Source organism: Geobacillus sp. 47C-IIb (genome assembly GCF_014679705.1).
Classification (GTDB): Bacteria; Bacillota; Bacilli; order Bacillales; family Anoxybacillaceae; genus Geobacillus; species Geobacillus thermodenitrificans.
In genome coordinates, this window is the sequence record NZ_CP061473.1 from 3,070,327 (window position 1) to 3,089,660 (window position 19,334).

At 53.0% G+C, this 19,334-nt stretch carries 14 protein-coding genes and 2 pseudogenes; 11 read left to right on the top strand and 5 right to left on the bottom strand.

Features of this window, described 5'->3' with window-relative positions:
* The first annotated feature begins 47 nt into the window (after positions 1-47).
* The 9 genes from IC804_RS15560 to pyrE all read left to right on the top strand — a co-directional run bounded on the left by IC804_RS15560 (position 48) and on the right by pyrE (position 10,991).
* Positions 48-1,349: a solute carrier family 23 protein gene (locus tag IC804_RS15560; protein ID WP_081157226.1), complete on the top strand. Its 1,302-nt coding sequence runs from the start codon at positions 48-50 to the stop codon at positions 1,347-1,349.
* A 161-nt stretch (positions 1,350-1,510) separates the two neighbouring features.
* Entirely contained in the window at positions 1,511-2,437 is a 927-nt protein-coding gene (locus IC804_RS15565) for an aspartate carbamoyltransferase catalytic subunit (protein ID WP_008878659.1), read from the top strand.
* Positions 2,400-3,686 (top strand): dihydroorotase, encoded by a 1,287-nt coding sequence (locus tag IC804_RS15570; protein WP_008878658.1) that lies wholly within the window; start codon positions 2,400-2,402, stop codon positions 3,684-3,686. Before IC804_RS15565 ends, IC804_RS15570 begins: the two co-directional genes overlap by 38 nt.
* A gap of 1 nt (position 3,687) precedes the next feature.
* Complete coding sequence (locus IC804_RS15575) at positions 3,688-4,782, top strand: carbamoyl phosphate synthase small subunit (protein WP_081157227.1); 1,095 nt, start codon at positions 3,688-3,690, stop codon at positions 4,780-4,782.
* Complete coding sequence (gene carB, locus IC804_RS15580) at positions 4,775-7,972, top strand: carbamoyl-phosphate synthase large subunit (protein ID WP_081157228.1); 3,198 nt, start codon at positions 4,775-4,777, stop codon at positions 7,970-7,972. Before IC804_RS15575 ends, carB begins: the two co-directional genes overlap by 8 nt.
* Positions 7,969-8,742: a dihydroorotate dehydrogenase electron transfer subunit gene (locus IC804_RS15585; RefSeq protein WP_008878655.1), complete on the top strand. Its 774-nt coding sequence runs from the start codon at positions 7,969-7,971 to the stop codon at positions 8,740-8,742. Before carB ends, IC804_RS15585 begins: the two co-directional genes overlap by 4 nt.
* On the top strand, positions 8,739-9,680 hold the full coding sequence (locus IC804_RS15590; RefSeq protein WP_008878654.1) for a dihydroorotate dehydrogenase: 942 nt from the start codon (positions 8,739-8,741) through the stop codon (positions 9,678-9,680). Before IC804_RS15585 ends, IC804_RS15590 begins: the two co-directional genes overlap by 4 nt.
* Entirely contained in the window at positions 9,652-10,371 is a 720-nt protein-coding gene (pyrF, locus tag IC804_RS15595; protein WP_008878653.1) for an orotidine-5'-phosphate decarboxylase, read from the top strand. The genes IC804_RS15590 and pyrF overlap by 29 nt, the downstream gene beginning before the upstream one ends.
* The gene (gene pyrE, locus IC804_RS15600; RefSeq protein ID WP_008878652.1) at positions 10,368-10,991 is read left to right on the top strand and encodes an orotate phosphoribosyltransferase; all 624 of its coding nucleotides are present in this window, start codon (positions 10,368-10,370) and stop codon (positions 10,989-10,991) included. The genes pyrF and pyrE overlap by 4 nt, the downstream gene beginning before the upstream one ends.
* A gap of 351 nt (positions 10,992-11,342) precedes the next feature.
* On the opposite strand, the gene IC804_RS15605 is transcribed toward pyrE, so the two are convergent.
* Positions 11,343-11,591 (bottom strand): Imm70 family immunity protein, encoded by a 249-nt coding sequence (locus IC804_RS15605; RefSeq protein WP_370543794.1) that lies wholly within the window; start codon positions 11,589-11,591, stop codon positions 11,343-11,345.
* A 108-nt stretch (positions 11,592-11,699) separates the two neighbouring features.
* Here IC804_RS15605 and IC804_RS15610 point away from each other — a divergent pair, with 108 nt between their 5' ends.
* Positions 11,700-13,358, top strand: coding sequence for an IS1634 family transposase (locus IC804_RS15610; RefSeq protein ID WP_015863777.1), 1,659 nt, complete (start codon positions 11,700-11,702; stop codon positions 13,356-13,358).
* Between the two features lie 129 nt (positions 13,359-13,487).
* Here IC804_RS15610 and IC804_RS15615 read toward each other — a convergent pair.
* The 4 genes and pseudogenes from IC804_RS15615 to IC804_RS15630 all read right to left on the bottom strand — a co-directional run.
* Positions 13,488-13,639 (bottom strand): annotated as a pseudogene (locus IC804_RS15615) (Imm70 family immunity protein); the annotation flags it as partial.
* A gap of 136 nt (positions 13,640-13,775) precedes the next feature.
* The gene (locus IC804_RS15620; protein ID WP_131261675.1) at positions 13,776-13,988 is read right to left on the bottom strand and encodes a hypothetical protein; all 213 of its coding nucleotides are present in this window, start codon (positions 13,986-13,988) and stop codon (positions 13,776-13,778) included.
* Between the two features lie 2 nt (positions 13,989-13,990).
* A pseudogene (locus tag IC804_RS15625) lies at positions 13,991-14,569 on the bottom strand (histidine phosphatase family protein).
* Between the two features lie 91 nt (positions 14,570-14,660).
* Positions 14,661-16,400, bottom strand: a complete 1,740-nt coding sequence (locus tag IC804_RS15630) for an Rqc2 family fibronectin-binding protein (protein WP_008878648.1) — start codon at positions 16,398-16,400, stop codon at positions 14,661-14,663.
* A gap of 260 nt (positions 16,401-16,660) precedes the next feature.
* Here IC804_RS15630 and IC804_RS15635 point away from each other — a divergent pair, with 260 nt between their 5' ends.
* Positions 16,661-19,291 (top strand): cation-translocating P-type ATPase, encoded by a 2,631-nt coding sequence (locus IC804_RS15635; protein ID WP_190300626.1) that lies wholly within the window; start codon positions 16,661-16,663, stop codon positions 19,289-19,291.
* The last annotated feature ends 43 nt before the right edge of the window (positions 19,292-19,334 follow it).

Consider the following 19,334-nt stretch of genomic DNA (forward strand, 5'->3'; position numbering starts at 1 on the left):
CACATTAAAAGATAAATTCGCTTAGATAGCGAAAGGAGTGAAGGAAAGTGAACAAACCGATACTGGATATTCAAGACCGCCCGACAGTTGGGCAATGGGTGACGTTAAGCTTGCAGCATTTATTCGCCATGTTTGGGGCAACGATTTTAGTGCCGTATTTGGTTGGGTTAGACCCCTCGATCGCCCTGCTCACAAGCGGGCTTGGGACGCTCGCGTTTTTGCTTATCACGAAATGGCAAGTACCGGCCTATCTCGGCTCATCGTTCGCCTACATCGCGCCGATCATTGCGGCGAAAACAGCCGGTGGCCCGGGTGCGGCCATGATCGGCAGCTTCCTTGCTGGGCTCGTGTACGGCATCGTCGCTCTCATCATTAAAAAGGCCGGATATCGTTGGGTGATGAAACTGTTGCCACCGGTCGTCGTCGGTCCGGTCATCATTGTCATCGGTCTCGGTTTAGCCGGCACGGCGGTGGGAATGGCGATGAACGGCCCGGACGGCAACTACAGTCTGCTCCATTTTTCGGTCGCGTTAGTGACGCTTGCCGCCACGGTCATTTGCTCGGTACTGGCGCGCGGCATGTTGAGCTTAATCCCAGTGCTTGTCGGCATCGTCGTCGGTTACGTCTATGCCCTCGCAGTCGGGCTCGTTGACTTATCGAACGTAGCGAAAGCAAAGTGGATGGAAATGCCGGATTTCCTTCTCCCGTTCGCTGACTATCCGGTGCGCATCACCGCGGAGATTGTCATGCTCATGGTGCCAGTCGCCATTGTCACCTTGTCGGAGCATATCGGCCATCAGCTCGTGTTAAGCAAAGTCGTCGGCCGCGACTTAATCCAGAAGCCAGGATTGCACCGGTCGATTTTAGGGGACGGAACAGCGACGATGATTTCTGCTTTGCTTGGCGGCCCGCCGAAAACGACGTACGGGGAAAACATTGGTGTGCTGGCGATCACGCGTGTCTACAGCGTCTACGTGCTTGCCGGCGCAGCGGTAATTGCTATCGTGTTCGGTTTTGTCGGCAAAGTGACGGCGCTGATTGGCTCGATTCCGACACCGGTCATGGGCGGCGTCTCGATTTTACTGTTCGGTATTATCGCCTCGTCCGGTTTGCGTATGCTTGTGGATAGCCGCGTGGATTTTGGCCAGACGCGCAACTTAATCATCGCCTCGGTCATTTTAGTCATCGGGATTGGCGGGGCGGTGCTAAAAATTAGTGAGAGCTTTCAAATCACTGGAATGGCGTTGTCAGCCATTGTCGGTGTCCTGCTCAACTTAGTGTTGCCAGGACGGCCGCAAGTAGCGGAAAACTTATTTGAAGAAGAAAAAAGCAACGACCATGTCGCCTAAATCAAGTAAAAACACCTTTTAATTAAGTCCAGCGAGGCTTAAAAAGGTGGGAACGAAGCGCATGGGGCGGAGTCTACCCTCTGCTCCGCCATGCCTCAATCGTCACACCTTGCCTTGCCGGCAAGGTGTTTTTTTATCAAAAAGAAAAGGGAGAGAGACTGATGGCCCATCTACTCACGTTAAGTGAACTGTCGCTTTCCGAAATCAACCGTTTGCTCGATGAAGCGGAGACGTTCCGCAACGGGCGTCCGTGGCATCCAGCGACGCCGATGTATGTAGCGAACTTGTTTTTTGAACCGAGCACGCGCACGAAATGCAGCTTCGAGATGGCGGAGCGGAAACTGGGGCTTCATGTCATTCCATTTGACCCGGAACGCTCAAGTGTGCAAAAAGGAGAGACGCTGTACGATACGGTCAAGACGCTTGAAGCGATCGGGGTTGACGCTGTGGTTATCCGCCATCACGAAGATGCCTATTTCGAAGCGCTCCGTCATTCGGTTGGTGTTTCGATCATTAACGCCGGCGACGGCTGTGGACACCATCCGACCCAATCGCTGCTTGACTTGCTGACAATTCGTCAAGAGTTTGGAACGTTTGCTGGGTTGACGGTCGTGATCATCGGTGACATTCGCCATAGCCGCGTCGCCCGCTCCAATGCGGAAGTGTTGACAAGATTGGGGGCAAACGTCTTGTTTTCCGGACCGCCGGAATGGGAAGATGACATGAACCTGCACGGGACTTATGTCGAGATCGATGAAGCCATCGCTCGCGCTGATGTCGTCATGCTTTTGCGCATCCAGCACGAACGTCACGCTGAAAAAATGGGATTAACCAAAGAAGAGTACCACCAACAATACGGGCTGACGCTCGAGCGGGCACAGTTGATGAAACCGGGCGCCATCATTCTGCACCCGGCGCCGGTCAATCGTGGGGTCGAAATCGCGAGTCAGCTTGTCGAAGCGAAACCGTCACGCATTTTTAAACAAATGGAAAATGGCGTCTATGTGCGGATGGCGGTCTTAAAACGGGCAATAGAAGGGAGAATGCAGCATGGCCATGTGGTTGAAAAATGGCATGTCGTTCAATGAAAACGGGCAATTGGTGCGAACTCATATCAAAATAGAGCACGGAAACATTGCAGCGATCCATCATGAACAGCTGTTTGAAGCAAATGGAGAAGACGTGATCGACGTTGGGGGCAAACTCATCGCTCCCGGCTTGATTGATGTGCATGTCCATTTGCGCGAGCCGGGTGGAGAAGCGAAAGAAACGATTGAAACCGGCACGCTCGCCGCTGCGAAAGGTGGCTTTACGACAGTGGCGGCGATGCCAAACACAAACCCGGTGCCGGACCGGAAAGAGCAGATGGAATGGCTTGCGCGACGCATCCAAGAAACGGCGCATGTCCGTGTGTTGCCGTATGCTTCGATCACGCTCGGGCAAAAAGGGGAGGAGCTGACCGATTTTGCCGCGTTAAAAGAAGCGGGAGCGTTCGCCTTTACTGATGACGGCGTCGGAGTGCAATCAGCGGGGATGATGTTTGAAGCGATGAAACGGGCCGCCGCCCTCGATATGGCGATCGTTGCCCACTGCGAGGACGATACGTTAAAAAACGGCGGTGCGGTGCATGACGGCGATTTTGCGCGCCGATACGGGATCGCTGGCATCCCGTCGGTCTGTGAAGCGGTGCACATCGCCCGCGATGTTTTGCTCGCCGAAGCGACCGGGTGCCACTATCATGTCTGCCATATTAGCACGAAAGAATCGGTGCGCGTCGTCCGTGACGCAAAGCGGGCTGGTATCTGCGTCACCGCGGAAGTGACGCCGCATCATCTCCTCCTATGCGATGAGGACATTCCGAGGCTTGATGCGAACTATAAAATGAATCCGCCGCTGCGCAGCCGCGCTGACCGTGAAGCGTTAATTGAAGGGCTGCTCGACGGCACGATCGATTTCATTGCCACCGACCACGCGCCGCATACAGCAGCGGAAAAAGCGAAAGGAATGGAGGCGGCGCCGTTTGGCATCGTCGGATTGGAAACGGCATTCCCGCTTTTGTACACCCATTTTGTCAAAAAGAACGTGTTTACGTTAAAACAGCTTGTCGATTGGTTGACGATCAAACCAGCGCAATGTTTCGGCTTGCAAACAGGGCGACTCGAGGTCGGAGCACCGGCGGATATCACGGTCATTGATTTAGAAACAGAAGAACCGATTGATCCAGAGACATTTGCCTCCAAAGGAAACAATACGCCGTTTGCCGGATGGAGATGTCAAGGATGGCCGGTGATGACGTTTGTTGGTGGAACACTCGTATGGGAGAAAGGAAGGGCATAACATGAAGCGGCAGCTTATTTTAGAAGATGGTTCGTTTTTTGTTGGGGAAGCATTTGGTAGTTTGAAAGAGACGACGGGTGAAGTCGTCTTTAACACCGGCATGACCGGTTATCAAGAAATTTTGACTGACCCGTCGTACTGCGGGCAAATCGTGACGATGACGTATCCGTTGATCGGCAACTACGGCATTAACCGCGACGATTTTGAAGCGATCTACCCGTATGTGCACGGATTCATCGTTAAAGAGGCATGCTCAATTCCGTCGAATTGGCGCGGTGAAATGACGCTCGATGCCTATTTAAAAGAAAAAGACATTCCGGGGCTTGCCGGCGTTGATACGCGCAAACTGACGCGTCTCATTCGCCAGCACGGGACGTTAAAAGGAATGATTTGCGGCTTGGATGTCCACCCAGCGGAAGCGGCGGCGAAACTGCGGGCGATGGAGTGGCCGCGAGACCAAGTAAAACGCGTTTCGACGAAAAGTGCTTACCCGAGCCCGGGGCGCGGTGAACGCGTCGTGCTCATCGATTTTGGGATGAAGCATGGTATTTTGCGTGAGTTGAACAAACGGCATTGCGATGTCATCGTGTTACCGTACAATGCGACAGCAGAAGACGTGCTCAGCTGGCATCCGGATGGGGTGATGCTCTCAAACGGACCGGGCGATCCGAAAGATGTGCCGGAAGCGATTGAGATGATTCGTGGGATTTTGGGCAAAGTGCCGCTCTTTGGGATTTGCCTCGGCCATCAGTTGTTCGCTTTGGCGTGTGGTGCGAATACGGAAAAATTGAAATTTGGCCATCGCGGATCGAACCATCCGGTGAAAGATTTGCGCACCGGCAAAGTGGCTATCACATCGCAAAATCATGGCTATGCCGTGACGCATGAGTCGCTCGTTGGCACTCGTCTCGAAGTGACACATGTTGCCTTGAATGATGGGACGATCGAAGGGCTCCGTCATCTCGATTTCCCGGCGTTTACAGTGCAATATCACCCGGAAGCATCGCCGGGGCCGGAAGATGCGAATTCACTGTTTGACGAGTTTTTGACACTCATCCGCGAGTTCAGCAAGAAAGGAGAAGTCATCCATGCCTAAACGCCGTGACATCGAAACGATTTTAGTGATCGGCTCAGGGCCGATCGTCATCGGCCAAGCGGCCGAGTTTGACTACGCTGGGACGCAGGCATGCTTAGCTTTAAAAGAAGAAGGATACAAAGTCATTCTCGTAAACTCAAACCCGGCGACGATCATGACCGATACGGAAATCGCCGATAAAGTATATATGGAGCCGTTGACGTTCGAGTTTGTCGCCCGCATTATCCGAAAAGAGCGGCCAGACGCGATTTTGCCGACGCTGGGTGGCCAAACCGGGCTCAACTTGGCCGTCCAGCTTGCGAAAGCCGGCGTGCTTGAGGAATGCGGAGTTGAAATTCTCGGCACGAAACTGGAGGCGATCGAAAAGGCGGAAGATCGCGAGCAGTTTCGCGCCTTGATGAACGAGCTTGGAGAACCGGTGCCGGAAAGCGCCATTGTTCACAGCTTGGAGGAAGCGTACGAGTTCGTCCAACAGATCGGTTATCCGGTCATCGTCCGCCCGGCGTTTACGCTTGGCGGTACGGGCGGCGGTATTTGTACGAATGAAGAGGAGCTCATTGACATCGTCTCGACCGGTTTAAAAATGAGTCCGGTGCATCAATGTCTGCTCGAGCGGAGCATCGCTGGCTACAAAGAAATCGAGTATGAAGTGATGCGCGATGCCAACGACAATGCGATCGTCGTCTGCAACATGGAAAACATCGATCCGGTCGGCATTCACACGGGCGATTCGATCGTTGTTGCTCCGAGCCAAACGTTAAGCGACCGCGAGTACCAGCTGTTGCGCAACGCGTCGCTTAACATCATCCGCGCCCTCGGCATCGAAGGTGGCTGCAACGTCCAGCTGGCGCTCGACCCGGACAGTTTCCGCTATTACGTCATTGAAGTGAACCCGCGCGTCAGCCGCTCGTCGGCGCTCGCTTCGAAAGCAACCGGGTATCCAATCGCGAAACTGGCAGCGAAAATTGCTGTCGGACTAACACTTGATGAAATGATCAACCCGGTCACCGGAAAAACGTATGCCTGCTTTGAACCGACACTTGATTATGTGGTGACGAAAATTCCACGCTTCCCATTTGACAAATTTGAATCGGCGAACCGCCGCCTCGGTACGCAAATGAAAGCGACGGGAGAAGTGATGGCGATCGGCCGAACGTTTGAAGAATCGCTGTTAAAGGCGGTTCGTTCGCTTGAGATTGGCGTTCACCATCTCGAGTTGAAAGATGTGAACACGGCTGCAGACGACGTGATCGAAAAACGGATCCGCAAGGCGGGCGATGAGCGTCTCTTTTACATCGCTGAAGCGCTCCGCCGCGGGGTATCGGTCGAAACGCTGCATGAGTGGAGCCAAATTGATCGCTTTTTCTTGCATAAGCTTGAGAACATCATCAAGATGGAAACGGTCGTCCAAAGCCATCCAGGAGATCTTGAAGTGCTAAAGAAAGCGAAAGCGCTCGGTTTCTCGGACGCCGCGGTGGCGAACTTATGGAACAAAACGGAACGCGACATTTACGAGCTGCGCCGTCAGGAGGGCATCGTGCCAGTTTACAAAATGGTCGATACGTGCGCGGCCGAGTTCACGTCAGAAACGCCGTACTACTATAGCACATATGAAGAAGAAAACGAATCGATCGTGACCGAGAAACAGAGCGTCATCGTACTCGGCTCAGGCCCGATCCGCATCGGCCAAGGGATCGAATTTGATTATGCGACCGTCCATTGCGTCTGGGCCATTAAACAAGCGGGCTATGAAGCGATCATCATCAACAACAACCCTGAAACCGTGTCGACCGACTTCAGCACGTCGGACAAACTGTACTTTGAACCGCTGACAGCGGAAGATGTCATGCATGTCATCGAGCTCGAACAGCCGGTCGGCGTCATCGTCCAGTTCGGAGGCCAGACAGCCATCAACTTAGCGGCAGAACTCGAAGCGCGCGGCGTCCGCTTGCTCGGGACGACGCTTGAAGATTTAGACCGCGCCGAAGACCGCGACAAATTTGAACAGGTGCTCTCCGAACTCGGCATTCCAAAACCGGCCGGCAAAACGGCCGTTTCGGTGGAGGAAGCGGTCGCTATCGCCGAAGAGATCGGCTATCCGGTGCTTGTTCGTCCGTCGTACGTGCTCGGCGGCCGGGCGATGGAAATCGTGTACGGGCAGGAGGAACTGCTCCATTACATGGAACACGCCGTGCGCGTCAACCCGCAACACCCGGTGTTGATCGACCGCTACATCACCGGCAAGGAAGTTGAAGTCGATGCCATCTCGGACGGTGAGACGGTCGTCATTCCAGGGATTATGGAGCATATCGAACGGGCCGGCGTCCATTCTGGCGACTCGATTGCTGTCTACCCACCGCAAACATTAAGTGCCGATGTCATCGAAAAGATTGTTGATTATACAGTCAAATTGGCACGCGGGCTACGCATCGTTGGGCTTTTAAACATCCAGTTCGTTATCTCTGACAGCGATGTATACGTGCTTGAAGTGAACCCGCGTTCAAGCCGCACCGTGCCGTTTTTAAGCAAAATTACCGGTGTGCCGATGGCCAACCTCGCCACAAAGGCCATTTTAGGGGCGAAGCTCGCTGAAATGGGCTATGAAACTGGCGTCTGTCCAACGCGCGAGGGTGTCTTTGTGAAAGTACCCGTGTTTTCGTTTGCGAAACTGCGCAACGTCGATATTTCGCTCGGGCCGGAAATGAAGTCGACCGGTGAAGTGATCGGCAAAGACATGACGTTTGAAAAAGCGCTCTACAAAGGGCTTGTGGCGTCCGGCATTCACATTCAGCCGCATGGGGCGGTGCTGTTGACGGTGGCGGACAAAGATAAAGCGGAAGCCATCGACCTTGCCCGTCGCTTTGTCGAAATCGGCTATCAAATTTTGGCGACGAATGGCACAGCTGCGACATTGAAAGCGGCCGGCCTTCCGGTGACGGTTGTCAATAAAATCCATTCGGCGTCGCCGAATATTTTAGATGTCATCCGCCAAGGGAAGGCGCAAGTCGTCATCAATACGTTGACAAAAGGAAAGCAACCAGAAAGCGACGGCTTCCGCATCCGCCGCGAAGCGGTCGAAAACGGCATTCCGTGCTTGACGTCGTTGGATACCGCACGTGCGATGCTCCAGGTCGTTGAATCGATGACGTTTTCAACGACGGCGATGACGGAAGGGCTGGTGCGTTCATGATCGGCCGTGAACGAATGACGGTAGTCAGCCAACGGATGATTGCTGAGCGCACGTATGAATTGACACTGAGCGGCCAACTCGTTGCCCAAATGAATGAGCCGGGACAGTTCGTTCATATCAAAGTGGCAGAAGCGGCCGATCCGCTTTTGCGCCGTCCGTTGAGCCTTTGTCAGATCGACCACAAGCAGGGGCAATGCATCATCATTTACCGCCAGGAAGGGAAAGGCACTGCGTTGTTAACACAAAAACAGCCGGGCGACAGAGTTGATGTGCTCGGTCCGCTCGGCCACGGCTTTCCGCTAGATGCCGCGCCAGCGGGCGGTCGGGCGCTGTTGGTTGGCGGCGGCATCGGCGTCCCGCCACTGTACGAATTGGCAAAACAGCTGGCGAACCGGGGGGTAAACGTCGTGAGCGTACTTGGCTTCGCGACCAAAGCCGCCGTTTTTTACGAAGCGGAATTTGCTGCGTTCGGTGAGACGTATATCGCCACCGATGACGGATCATACGGGATGGCAGGGCGCGTCACTGATGTGATCGAGCAACAGGGCCTTTCGTTTGACGTGTTGTACGCCTGCGGCCCGAAGCCGATGTTAAAGGCGTTGGATGAACGATTCCGCGGCCGACCGGTCTATTTGTCGCTAGAGGAGCGGATGGGTTGCGGCGTCGGAGCGTGTTTTGCCTGCGTCTGCCATGTGCCGGGGAGCGAGACGGCGTATAAAAAAGTATGCAGCGACGGTCCGGTATTTCGGGCCGGGGAGGTGGTGTTATGAACCGGCTTGCGGTCGAACTGCCAGGTCTTTCGCTCAAAAACCCGATCATGCCGGCGTCCGGATGTTTCGGGTTTGGCCGCGAGTACGCCCAGTTTTACGATTTAAGCGTGTTAGGGGCCATAATGATTAAAGCGACGACAAAAGAGCCTCGCTTCGGCAATTCGACGCCACGGGTGGCGGAAACGCCTAGCGGGATGTTAAACGCTATTGGCTTGCAAAATCCAGGGCTTGATAAGGTGCTTGCGGAAGAATTGCCGTGGCTTGAACAGTTTGATGTGCCGATCATCGCGAACATCGCCGGCTCAACGATGGAAGAATACGTCGAGGTAGCCGCCGCGATTTCCAAAGCACCGAACGTCCATGCCTTGGAGCTCAACATTTCCTGCCCGAACGTGAAAAAAGGAGGCATTGCGTTCGGCACCGTGCCGGAGGTGGCCGCCGAGCTGACGCGGCTTGTCAAGGAAGTGTCGGCTGTTCCGGTGTATGTGAAGCTATCGCCTAACGTTACGGACATCGTCGCGATGGCGAAAGCAATTGAACAAGCGGGCGCCGACGGCTTGACAATGATCAATACGCTCGTCGGTATGCGCATCGATGTGAAAACAGGCCGGCCGATTTTAGCAAATGGCACCGGCGGTTTATCCGGCCCGGCAGTGAAACCGATCGCTGTCCGCATGATTTATGAAGTGAGCCAAGCGGTATCCATTCCGATTATCGGCATGGGCGGCGTGCAAACAGCGGAAGATGTGCTCGAATTTTTCTACGCCGGCGCGAGCGCGGTCGCCGTTGGGACGGCCAATTTCATCGACCCGTTTGTCTGCCCGACGATCATCAATGAACTGCCGGTGCTGCTTGACGAGCTTGGGATTCGACATATCTCGGAATGTACGGGAAGGAGCTGGAAAACCGGTGCACACGCCGTTCATTGTCGCTCTTGATTTTCCATCTAAACATGACGTACAGCAGTTTTTACGCCCGTTTAGCGGCACGCCGCTGTTTGTGAAAGTCGGCATGGAGCTGTATTATCAGGAGGGTCCAGCCATCATCGCCATGTTCAAAGAACAAGGACATGCCGTGTTTTTAGATTTAAAACTGCACGACATCCCGAATACGGTGAAACAGGCGATGAAAGGGCTCGCTCGCTTAGGTGTCGATTTAGTGAACGTTCACGCCGCCGGCGGCCGGCGCATGATGGAAGCGGCCATAGAGGGGCTTGACGCTGGAACGCCAAGCGGCGCTGCTCGGCCGCGCTGCATCGCCGTCACCCAGCTGACCAGCACGGATGAGCGGATGCTTCATGAAGAGCTGTGGATTTCCCAGCCGCTTGAGGAAACGGTCAGCCATTACGCAGCGTTGGCGCAAGCGAGCGGAATGGACGGTGTCGTCTGCTCGGCGAACGAAGCGACGCTCATCAAAGAACGGTGCGGTGCTTCGTTTCTCGCGGTCACACCGGGGATTCGCTTTGCCGACGATTCAGTGCATGACCAAGTGCGCGTCGTGACGCCAAGGAAAGCACGCGCGCTCGGCGCCGACTACATCGTCATCGGCCGCAGCATCACCCGCGCCGCTGACCCGCTCGCGGCCTACTCCCGCTTGCAACACGAATGGAACGGAGGAGAAACAGAATGAAACACGACATCGCTGCCAAACTGCTTCAGATCGGGGCCGTCGCCCTGCAGCCAAGCGAACCGTTTACGTGGTCGTCTGGCTTGAAATCGCCCATTTATTGTGACAATCGCCTAACGCTTGCCTATCCAGAAGTGCGCCGCATGATCGCTGACGGTCTCGCGGACCTCATCCGCACCCATTTCCCGGAAGCAGTTCTCATCGCTGGCACAGCGACCGCCGGCATCCCACACGCCGCCTGGGTAAGCGAACGGCTTGACCTGCCGATGTGCTATGTCCGCAGCCAAGCGAAAGCGCACGGAAAAGGGAAACAAATTGAAGGAAAAGCCGAAGCGGGCCAACGCGTTGTCGTCATCGAGGATTTAATCTCCACCGGCGGCAGCTCGCTCAATGCCGTTCGCGCCTTGAAAGAGGCGGGCTGCGACGTGCTTGGCGTCGCCGCCATCTTCACGTACGGACTTGAAAAAGCGAAGCAGGCGTTTGCCGAAGCGAATGTGCCTGCCTACACCCTCACCGACTACGACACACTCATCGAAACGGCCGTCCGCCTTGGCGCCGTCAGCGAACACGACCTGGCGACATTGCGGCAATGGCGGGAAAATCCGGAAGAGTGGGGAAAATAGATAGAGAAGAGAGAAGCGCGGACCAAAGGATGGTTCGCGCTTTTGTCATGTGTTGTTAGCGAACGGGACTTCCGTCGCCTCCGATGATGACGGAAATGGCGATAGAACGGCCAAAGTCAATCGAACTAGCGATGACTTGATGACTATGGGAGGTACCCTGTTTGTCTCTTAGGGTATGGAAATTACTGTAATGAAAAATGCTCATCTACAGTACTATATATACTCTCGCCATCAAGTTCAAACACACTATAATCTGAATTCTCTAAGTTTAATGCATCAACAACATTCAAAATGTTAGCTACCGAAAAACCTTTTAAAATTTTGTTTTCACTACATTTAGTTGAAAGTTTCTTAAATACTTTCTATTTCAATGTCTGACTTTACTTTTAAAGCCTTATTTAAGGCTTTTTTTAAAATAGTTATTAAATCTTCTCCATCACTTGTAACAAAATAGTTAGATAAGTCTGTAATTTCATCACTTATATTATCTCCCCATGGTGGTGTTTTGGAAATGTCTTCAATATCCCAAATGACCTGTGATGGACTGTAATTTTTTAAACTTTCTTTAATTTCATCTATTTCTTTAATAGCATCTTTAATATATTTATCTCACATTTCGCACCCTCTCGACGAAAATCGGGAGGATTTTTTCGTTCCGATGTCGAATGAATCCTTGACACACAAGGAACGTAAAGGAGTTTTTCTCTTATGAACGTTCAAGTCAAAAAGGTCTATCGCAATTCTTATTTGAATATAATAAGTGCCCTATTCAAGAAACTGGGTCTGCCTCAATTGATTGACCATCTCGTGCCCGTCGATCCGCAGTGCCAAACGCGAGTCAGCGATGCCGTTCAGGCCATCCTCTACAATGTGTTTGACGGCCGGCAAGCCCTTGTTCACTTGGAACATTGGGCTCAGGAGGTCGATTGTGAGAAACTCATCCGTCCCGATCTCCATCCTTCCTGGTTGAACGACGATGCGTTGGCCCGTCATCTCGATCGCCTGTATGAGGCTGGCATTCACAACGTCATCAGCACTTGCTTGATTCATATTTATCGAAAAGAAGGCCTTTCCCTCCGAGCCTTCCACGCCGATACGACGGACAAGACCGTTTACGGCGCGTATGAATCGGCCTCGTTAGAGGCCTTACAAATCACACATGGCTACAACCGCCATCATCGTTGGCAAAAACAGATCGGTTTCGGACTGGTCGGCAACGAGGACGGCATCCCGTTTTACGGCGATGTGCACGATGGCAACCTGCCCGATAAAACATGGAATCCCGAGGTGCTGTCTCGTGTCCATGAACAGCTGAAGCAGGCCAAAATCGAAGACGAATGGATTTACGTGGCCGATTCCGCCGCGATGACGAAAGAGACCCTGGCGCAAACCAAAGCGGCCAACGCCTTTTTGATCACCAGAGGCCCTTCGTCGCTCCGGATCGTGAAAACCGCGCTGGCCGAAGCGGATGCTGAGGACACGACGTGGAGCGATCCCTTTACGTTGGCGGAGAGAAACGGCGCCACGTACCGGGTATGGGAAACGGCCTCGACGTATGAAGGCCACCCCGTTCGGCTGATCGTTGTTGAATCGAGCGCGCTCGACCAGCGAAAAGGAAAGACGCTTGAAAAAGAACGAACCAAAGAAGCGGAGCTTCTTCGCGAGGAACAAGCCCGTTGGGAGCGTCACCCCTTCTCCTGCCGGGAAGATGCCGAACAAGCCTTGGCGTCCCTCAAGGCGTCCCTTCGCCCCCGGTTTCATCGGGTTGAGGCCGCGGTCGAAGAGATCGTACGCCTGAAAAAACGGCGCGGACGGCCGAAAAAAGGGGCGGAACCCGAGGTGGAGACGCTGTATTTCTTGCACCTTGACGTCGAATTCGACCAAGACGCGTGGGAACAGGCGAGACGGAAAGCGTCCCGGTTTGTCCTTGTCACGACCGTTCCGAAGGAATGGAAGGGCCAACCCATGGATGCCCAAGAGATCTTGAAGCTGTATAAAGGGCAGATCTCGGTGGAAATGAACTTCGCTTTTTTGAAAGATCCGTTTTTCACGGATGAGATTTACGTCAAAAAACCAGAACGGGTCGCAGTATTAGGCTATTTGTTTCTGTTGGCCTTGGCTATTTACCGCGTTTTTCAGCGCCGAGTGCGTCAGTTTATTACTCCAGAACACCCGTTGAAGGGTCCTGGAGGCCGCAAGCTGACCCGGCCGACGGGACAGGCGATTTTTCAGCTGTTTCAATATGTGAACGTCGTCCTGTTCAAGCTGCCGGATGGGCGCATCCAACGCTCACTGGATCGCTCCCTTACCCCTGATCAGCGAAGGATTCTGCAGGGATTGGGCATGGATGAGAGCATCTACGTGTAACGTGATACGGAACGACCAGCGATGGTAAAAAAAGGGATTGCCATCGCTCGTTGTGTTGGTCAAAAAGTTATTCTGAAAAACTAAATAAAAAATCCTTTGTTTTGACCTTGTTAGGGTGCGAAATGTGAGTTTATACTTAAGTTTGCCATTATATAGTTTGTTTAATAAAAGAGGATACTTTGTTCCCCAACCATTTGGCTCTAAATGATAGCTTATTGTTGTAAAAATTCACCATGCCCAATTGGATACCAATAATATTTTACTTTAAAACCTACAGCCATTCTGTCACCTCACTCATTAGTTTTAAATCTCATATTTACTTTACCATTTGTTTTTTTTCATTATTTTATCATACAAATCATCTAATGTTTCTTCCAATATGATGACGTCCGCCCTTTCGTGTTTGGTCATCAGTGTTTACTGCTCAGCAAGGGGCGGCTGTTTTTGTTTAGCCTGCTTTGTTCCCATCCTGATGGCGAGTGCTGTTTCAAGAAGGCGTTCGATGATGTGGGTGGATGGGCATGAAAATGTACATGAGCTTACAACAAAAGGGCAGACATATCCGTTAAGAAGTTTTCCGCTCATAACACTGCAAGTGCGCTCACAAACGGCATCATCGCCTTTTTTCAAGATCATTCAATCTCTTTCCAAATGCGCTCAATCGCCATAAGCTCGTTGCTGCGAAACGACAATTGGTAAATGTCGGGCATCGCAAGGCGCTGCCAAAAACGAAAATCGTACTGCTTATCGAAATAGTTCATGATTAATACCATGATGTTGCCGTGCGTACCGATCACGACGTTTTTTCCTTTATGCTTTTCCAATATGCGAAATACAGCACGCACGCCTCGTTGTTGTGCGAGGCGGTTCGACTCGCCACCTTCCTAACAAAAAGCTTCGTCTTCCCACACTTTTTGGACCGCCGCAAGAAAATCGTCGACTGCCGTTGCAGCCAACTTCCGCTCTTTGAAATCGTCTTCGATTTCGATCCTGCTTCCGACATGCTTCGCAATGCCTTCCACCGTCTGGATCACGCGTTGATATGGACTTGAATACACGATATCGATCCGTTCATGCTTCAGCAATTCTGTCACCACCTCGGCATCGCGCATGCCGCGTTCCGACAGCGGTCGACCGAGCTCGTCCGACGTATAAACCGAGTGAGCGTGTCTTACGAAATACAAATTCGTCAACATTTCCCTCTTCTCCATTAACTCCTATCATTTACGGTAGATGAACCATTTTCGTAACAATAATTACCATATCAAAAAAGACAACCATGGCTATAGGGACATTCTTTGTTTACGGCTGTTTCGCCGCGTGTTCTTTTTGCCGCTGTTTCATGGCGCGGACGAGCTCTTCGTCCGGTGTGACGTAGAGTGTTTGTTCGTTTTCGTAAATGACAAACCCTGGCTTGGCGCCGCTCGGTTTTTTCACGTAGCGGACGCGCGTGTAATCGACCGGCACGGAGCCGGAGTGGCGGGCTTTGCTGAAGTAGGCGGCTAAGTTCGCCGCTTCAAGCAGGGTTTGTTCTGACGGCTGTTTGTTCCGGATGACGACGTGCGAGCCGGGAATGTTTTTCACATGCAGCCAAACGTCGTCTTTATGGGCGAGCTTTGTTGTGAGATAGTCGTTTTGTTTATTGTTTTTGCCGACGAGTATGTCCGTGCCGTCGCTGGCCATGTAGCGGTCAAGCTCAGGCGCAGTTGGCTTCCGCTTTTTCGCTCCTTTAGCGGCGCGCGGACGCAAGTAGCCTTGTTCGATGAGCTCGTCGCGAATTTCCTCGATGTCTTTTGGCGAAGCGGTTTCGAGCTGGCTTAAAATCGTATCACAATAAGCGATGTCTTCTTTCGTCCGCTCAATTTGTTCACGGACGACAGCGAGTGAGTTTTTCGCTTTTTGGTATTTTTGAAAATAGTGTTGCGCGTTGTCAGACGGCGATTTTTGCGGGTCAAGCAGGATCGTGACCGTTCCACCGCGTTCGTCGTAGTAGTTTGTGACCTCGATTTCTGTCATGCCGCGCTTGACAGCATACAAATGGGCGGTGAGCAGTTCGCCGTACAGCCGGTACATATCGGCTTGTTTCGCTTCCGCAAGCGTCTGTTCGAGCTTGAGGAGCTTTTTCTCGTTTTTCGCTTTTTCGTTCGCCATGAGCCGCTCGATGTCATGGGCTTGCTGTTTGACGCGGTCGCGCTCCGCTTTGCCGAAATAAAAGCGATCCAACAGCTCGCTCGCGCTCGCAAACGGCTTTCCTTCCGCTTGGATATGGGTCAGCGGCAAAATGTAAAACCATTCTTTTTCTCCGTTGGTATACATCGTCGGCGCAAAACGACGATTGCGCACGTCGTTCATCAACGTGACGAAGCTTTTTGGCAGCGTTGCCCGGTTGGCGAGCCCAGCTCGAAATACAGCTTCATTGGCGAACAGTGGCGAAATGCCACTGAAGGCGGAGACGAGCTGATGGGCGAGCTTGCCAGCGTGAAAGTCGATTTTTTTCAGCATTGTTTCTTCGGTGGCTTCCAGTGGATTCAGCTTGCCGTGCGTCGGCGGGGCGATGTATGGATGCCCAGGGAGCACGGTCCGGTAGCGATTGACCGATGGCGGCAAATGTTTCAAGCTGTCGATGATCGTGTTGGTGGATGCATCGACTAAGATGATGTTGCTATGGCGGCCCATTACTTCAATGATGAGCTGTTTCGTCTGCACATCGCCAAGTTCATCGCGCCCTTTTGTATCGATGACGATAATGCGGTCAAACTCGACTTGGCGGATGGCTTCGACGATGCTTCCTTCTAAATGTTTGCGCAGCCGCATGCAAAACATCGGCGGCTCGGGCGGGTTATCGTACGTTTCGTTTGTCAAATGGACGCGGGCGTACGTCGGATGCGCCGATAGCATCACTTTATGATTATGGCCGCGGGCGCGCACGAGCATGACGATCTCATACGCTGACGGCTGGTGGATTTTCGTGATCCGCCCTCCCGCGAGCGCTTCTTGCAATTCGCCGACAATGGCATAAGTAAACACTCCATCAAACGACATGGGAAACACCTTTCTATTTGTTTCTTTTGCTACTCCGATCTTACCATACGATTTGCCATTTTGAACATTTTTGCGAACATTTTGTGGAGACGGATCGCGGCGTGGAGCAAAACGGTTATATAAAAATGAAAAGGAAATGGCGCGGCCAAGCGATCATTCGTTTATACCGCTAAACATATCATTTTTTCGGACATGTGTGAATAAGCATAGAAGAGCGAGAGCAGTGTGCCGAAAAGACGGAAGAACGGAGGGGAAACGGGATGCAGTGGCATATGCTGGCTGCCAACGATGTCGCACACGAGACAAAGACGAATGTGACGGCCGGGCTGACCGCGACGGAGGCAGAAAAACGGTTGCGGCAGTTTGGTTATAATGAGTTGGCAGAAGGGAAAGCAACACCGGCAATTGCTGTCTTTTTCCGCCAGTTTCAAGATTTTATGGTGCTCGTTTTGCTGTTGGCGACCATCATTTCGGCATTTTTAGGCGAATATGTCGATGCGGTTGCCATTGTCGTCATCGTCATTATGAACGCCGTGCTTGGTTTTATCCAAGAGCGGCGGGCAGAAAAGTCGCTTGCTGCTTTAAAACAGCTGTCTGCTCCGCAAGCGATGGTGTTGCGCGACGGCGAGTGGGTGAAAATTCAAGCGCGGGAGTTGGTCGTTGGCGATATTGTTAAATTGACAAGCGGCGATCGGGTCGGGGCTGATATCCGGCTCATTGAGGCGAACGGGTTGGAGATTGAGGAATCGGCGTTAACGGGTGAATCGGTGCCGGTAGCGAAATCAGCTGCCCCGCTTCTTACTGAGCAGGCGTCATTAGGCGATTTGCATAATATGGCGTTTATGGGGACGTTAGTAACAAGGGGAATCGGCGTTGGCATCGTCATTGCTACCGGAATGAAAACGGCGATGGGGCAAATCGCGACGATGCTTGAAGAGGCGGATGCTGGCCTGACGCCGCTGCAGCGCCGCTTAGAACAGCTCGGGAAAATTTTGCTTATCGTGGCGCTGGCACTGACGGCAGCGGTGGTGGCAGTTGGGGTCGTGCAAGGGCATGATCTGTATGAAATGTTCTTGGCTGGTGTATCGCTTGCGGTGGCGGCCATTCCAGAAGGATTGCCGGCAATTGTGACAGTTGTACTGGCGCTTGGCGTGCAACGAATGATCAAACGAAACGCCATTGTCCGCAAACTTCCGGCAGTGGAGACGCTTGGTTGCGCCTCGGTTATTTGTTCCGACAAAACGGGGACAATGACGGAAAACATGATGACCGTCACGCAACTATGGGCAGGAGGGCGGACGTTTTCAGTAAGCGGCGTTGGCTTGGAAACGGACGGAGAGTTTTCGGAACGCAACCGGACGGTCGATCCGCATCGGGCTCCGGCGCTCGGTCGTCTATTGACGATGGCGGTGCTTTGCAATAGTTCGGAGCTGAAAGAGCAAAACGGCCGCCGCTATGTGGACGGCGATCCGACGGAAGGAGCGTTGCTTGTCGCTGCGGAAAAAGCGGGCATGAAAAAAGGTGAACTCCTTCGTGACTATGTCATTGAACGGGAGTTTCCGTTTGATTCCGAGCGGAAAATGATGACAGTCATCGTTCGCGACCGAAACGGCCGTCGGTTTTCGGTGACGAAAGGCGCTCCGGACGTGTTGCTTGAACGGGCGACACGCCTTGAATGGAACGGACGCGAGCAGGCGCTGACTCCGGCATGGAAAGAAGCGGTCGAGAAGGCGGTTCACCAGATGGCGGCCTCAGCCTTGCGCACGATCGCCGTTGCTTACCGGCCGCTTGCCGACAATGAGAAAATCCAGTCGGAAGAAGAGGCAGAAACACGCTTCATTTTTCTTGGTGTCGCCGGCATGATCGACCCGCCGCGCCCTGAGGTGAAAGAAGCAGTGGCGCGCTGTAAAGAGGCAGGCATGAAAACGGTGATGATTACCGGCGATCATGTGTTGACGGCCAAGGCGATCGCCAAACAACTTGGCGTATTGCCGCCTGACGGCAAAGTGATGGATGGAGCGACGTTATCACGCCTGTCGGTCGACGAGCTTGAGCGTGAGATTGATGATATTTACGTGTTTGCCCGTGTCGCGCCGGAACATAAGTTGAAAATCGTCAACGCCTTCAAGCGGCGCGGTCATATTGTCGCCATGACTGGCGACGGGGTGAACGATGCGCCGGCGATTAAAGCGGCTGACATCGGTGTTGCGATGGGGCGGTCAGGAACGGACGTGGCGAAAGAAGCTGCATCGCTCGTATTGCTTGATGACAACTTTGCGACGATTCAAGCAGCGATTGAAGAAGGGCGCAACATATATGAAAATATCCGTAAGTTTATTCGTTATTTGCTCGCCTCAAACGTCGGGGAAATTTTAGTGATGTTGTTTGCGATGTTGCTCGCGCTGCCGTTGCCGCTCGTGCCGATCCAAATTTTATGGGTCAATCTTGTTACGGACGGCTTGCCAGCTATGGCGCTCGGACTTGACCGGCCGGAGGAAAACGTAATGAAGAGGCCGCCGCGACGCCCTGATGAAGGGGTGTTCGCCCGCGGACTTGGTTGGAAGATCATCAGCCGCGGCTTTTTGATCGGTCTTGTTACGCTGGCGGCGTTTATGACCGCCTACGAACGAAGCGGCCATGAGCTTGCTTACGCCCAGACGGCAGCGTTTGCGACGCTTGTGCTCGCCCAATTAGTCCATGTGTTTGACTGCCGATGCGAACGTTCAATTTTTGACCGCAATCCGTTAGGGAACGGTTATCTTGTTGCGGCGGTCATCGTGTCGCTGCTGCTCCTGTTCGTCGTCATTTACTATCCGCCGCTGCAGACGGTGTTCCATACTGAACCGCTCGCTGCGCTCGATTGGTTGCTCATTGTTGAACGTATATGGTAGCGCATGGTTTACAGATGACTGGCACGAAAAAACGGATCGCTTA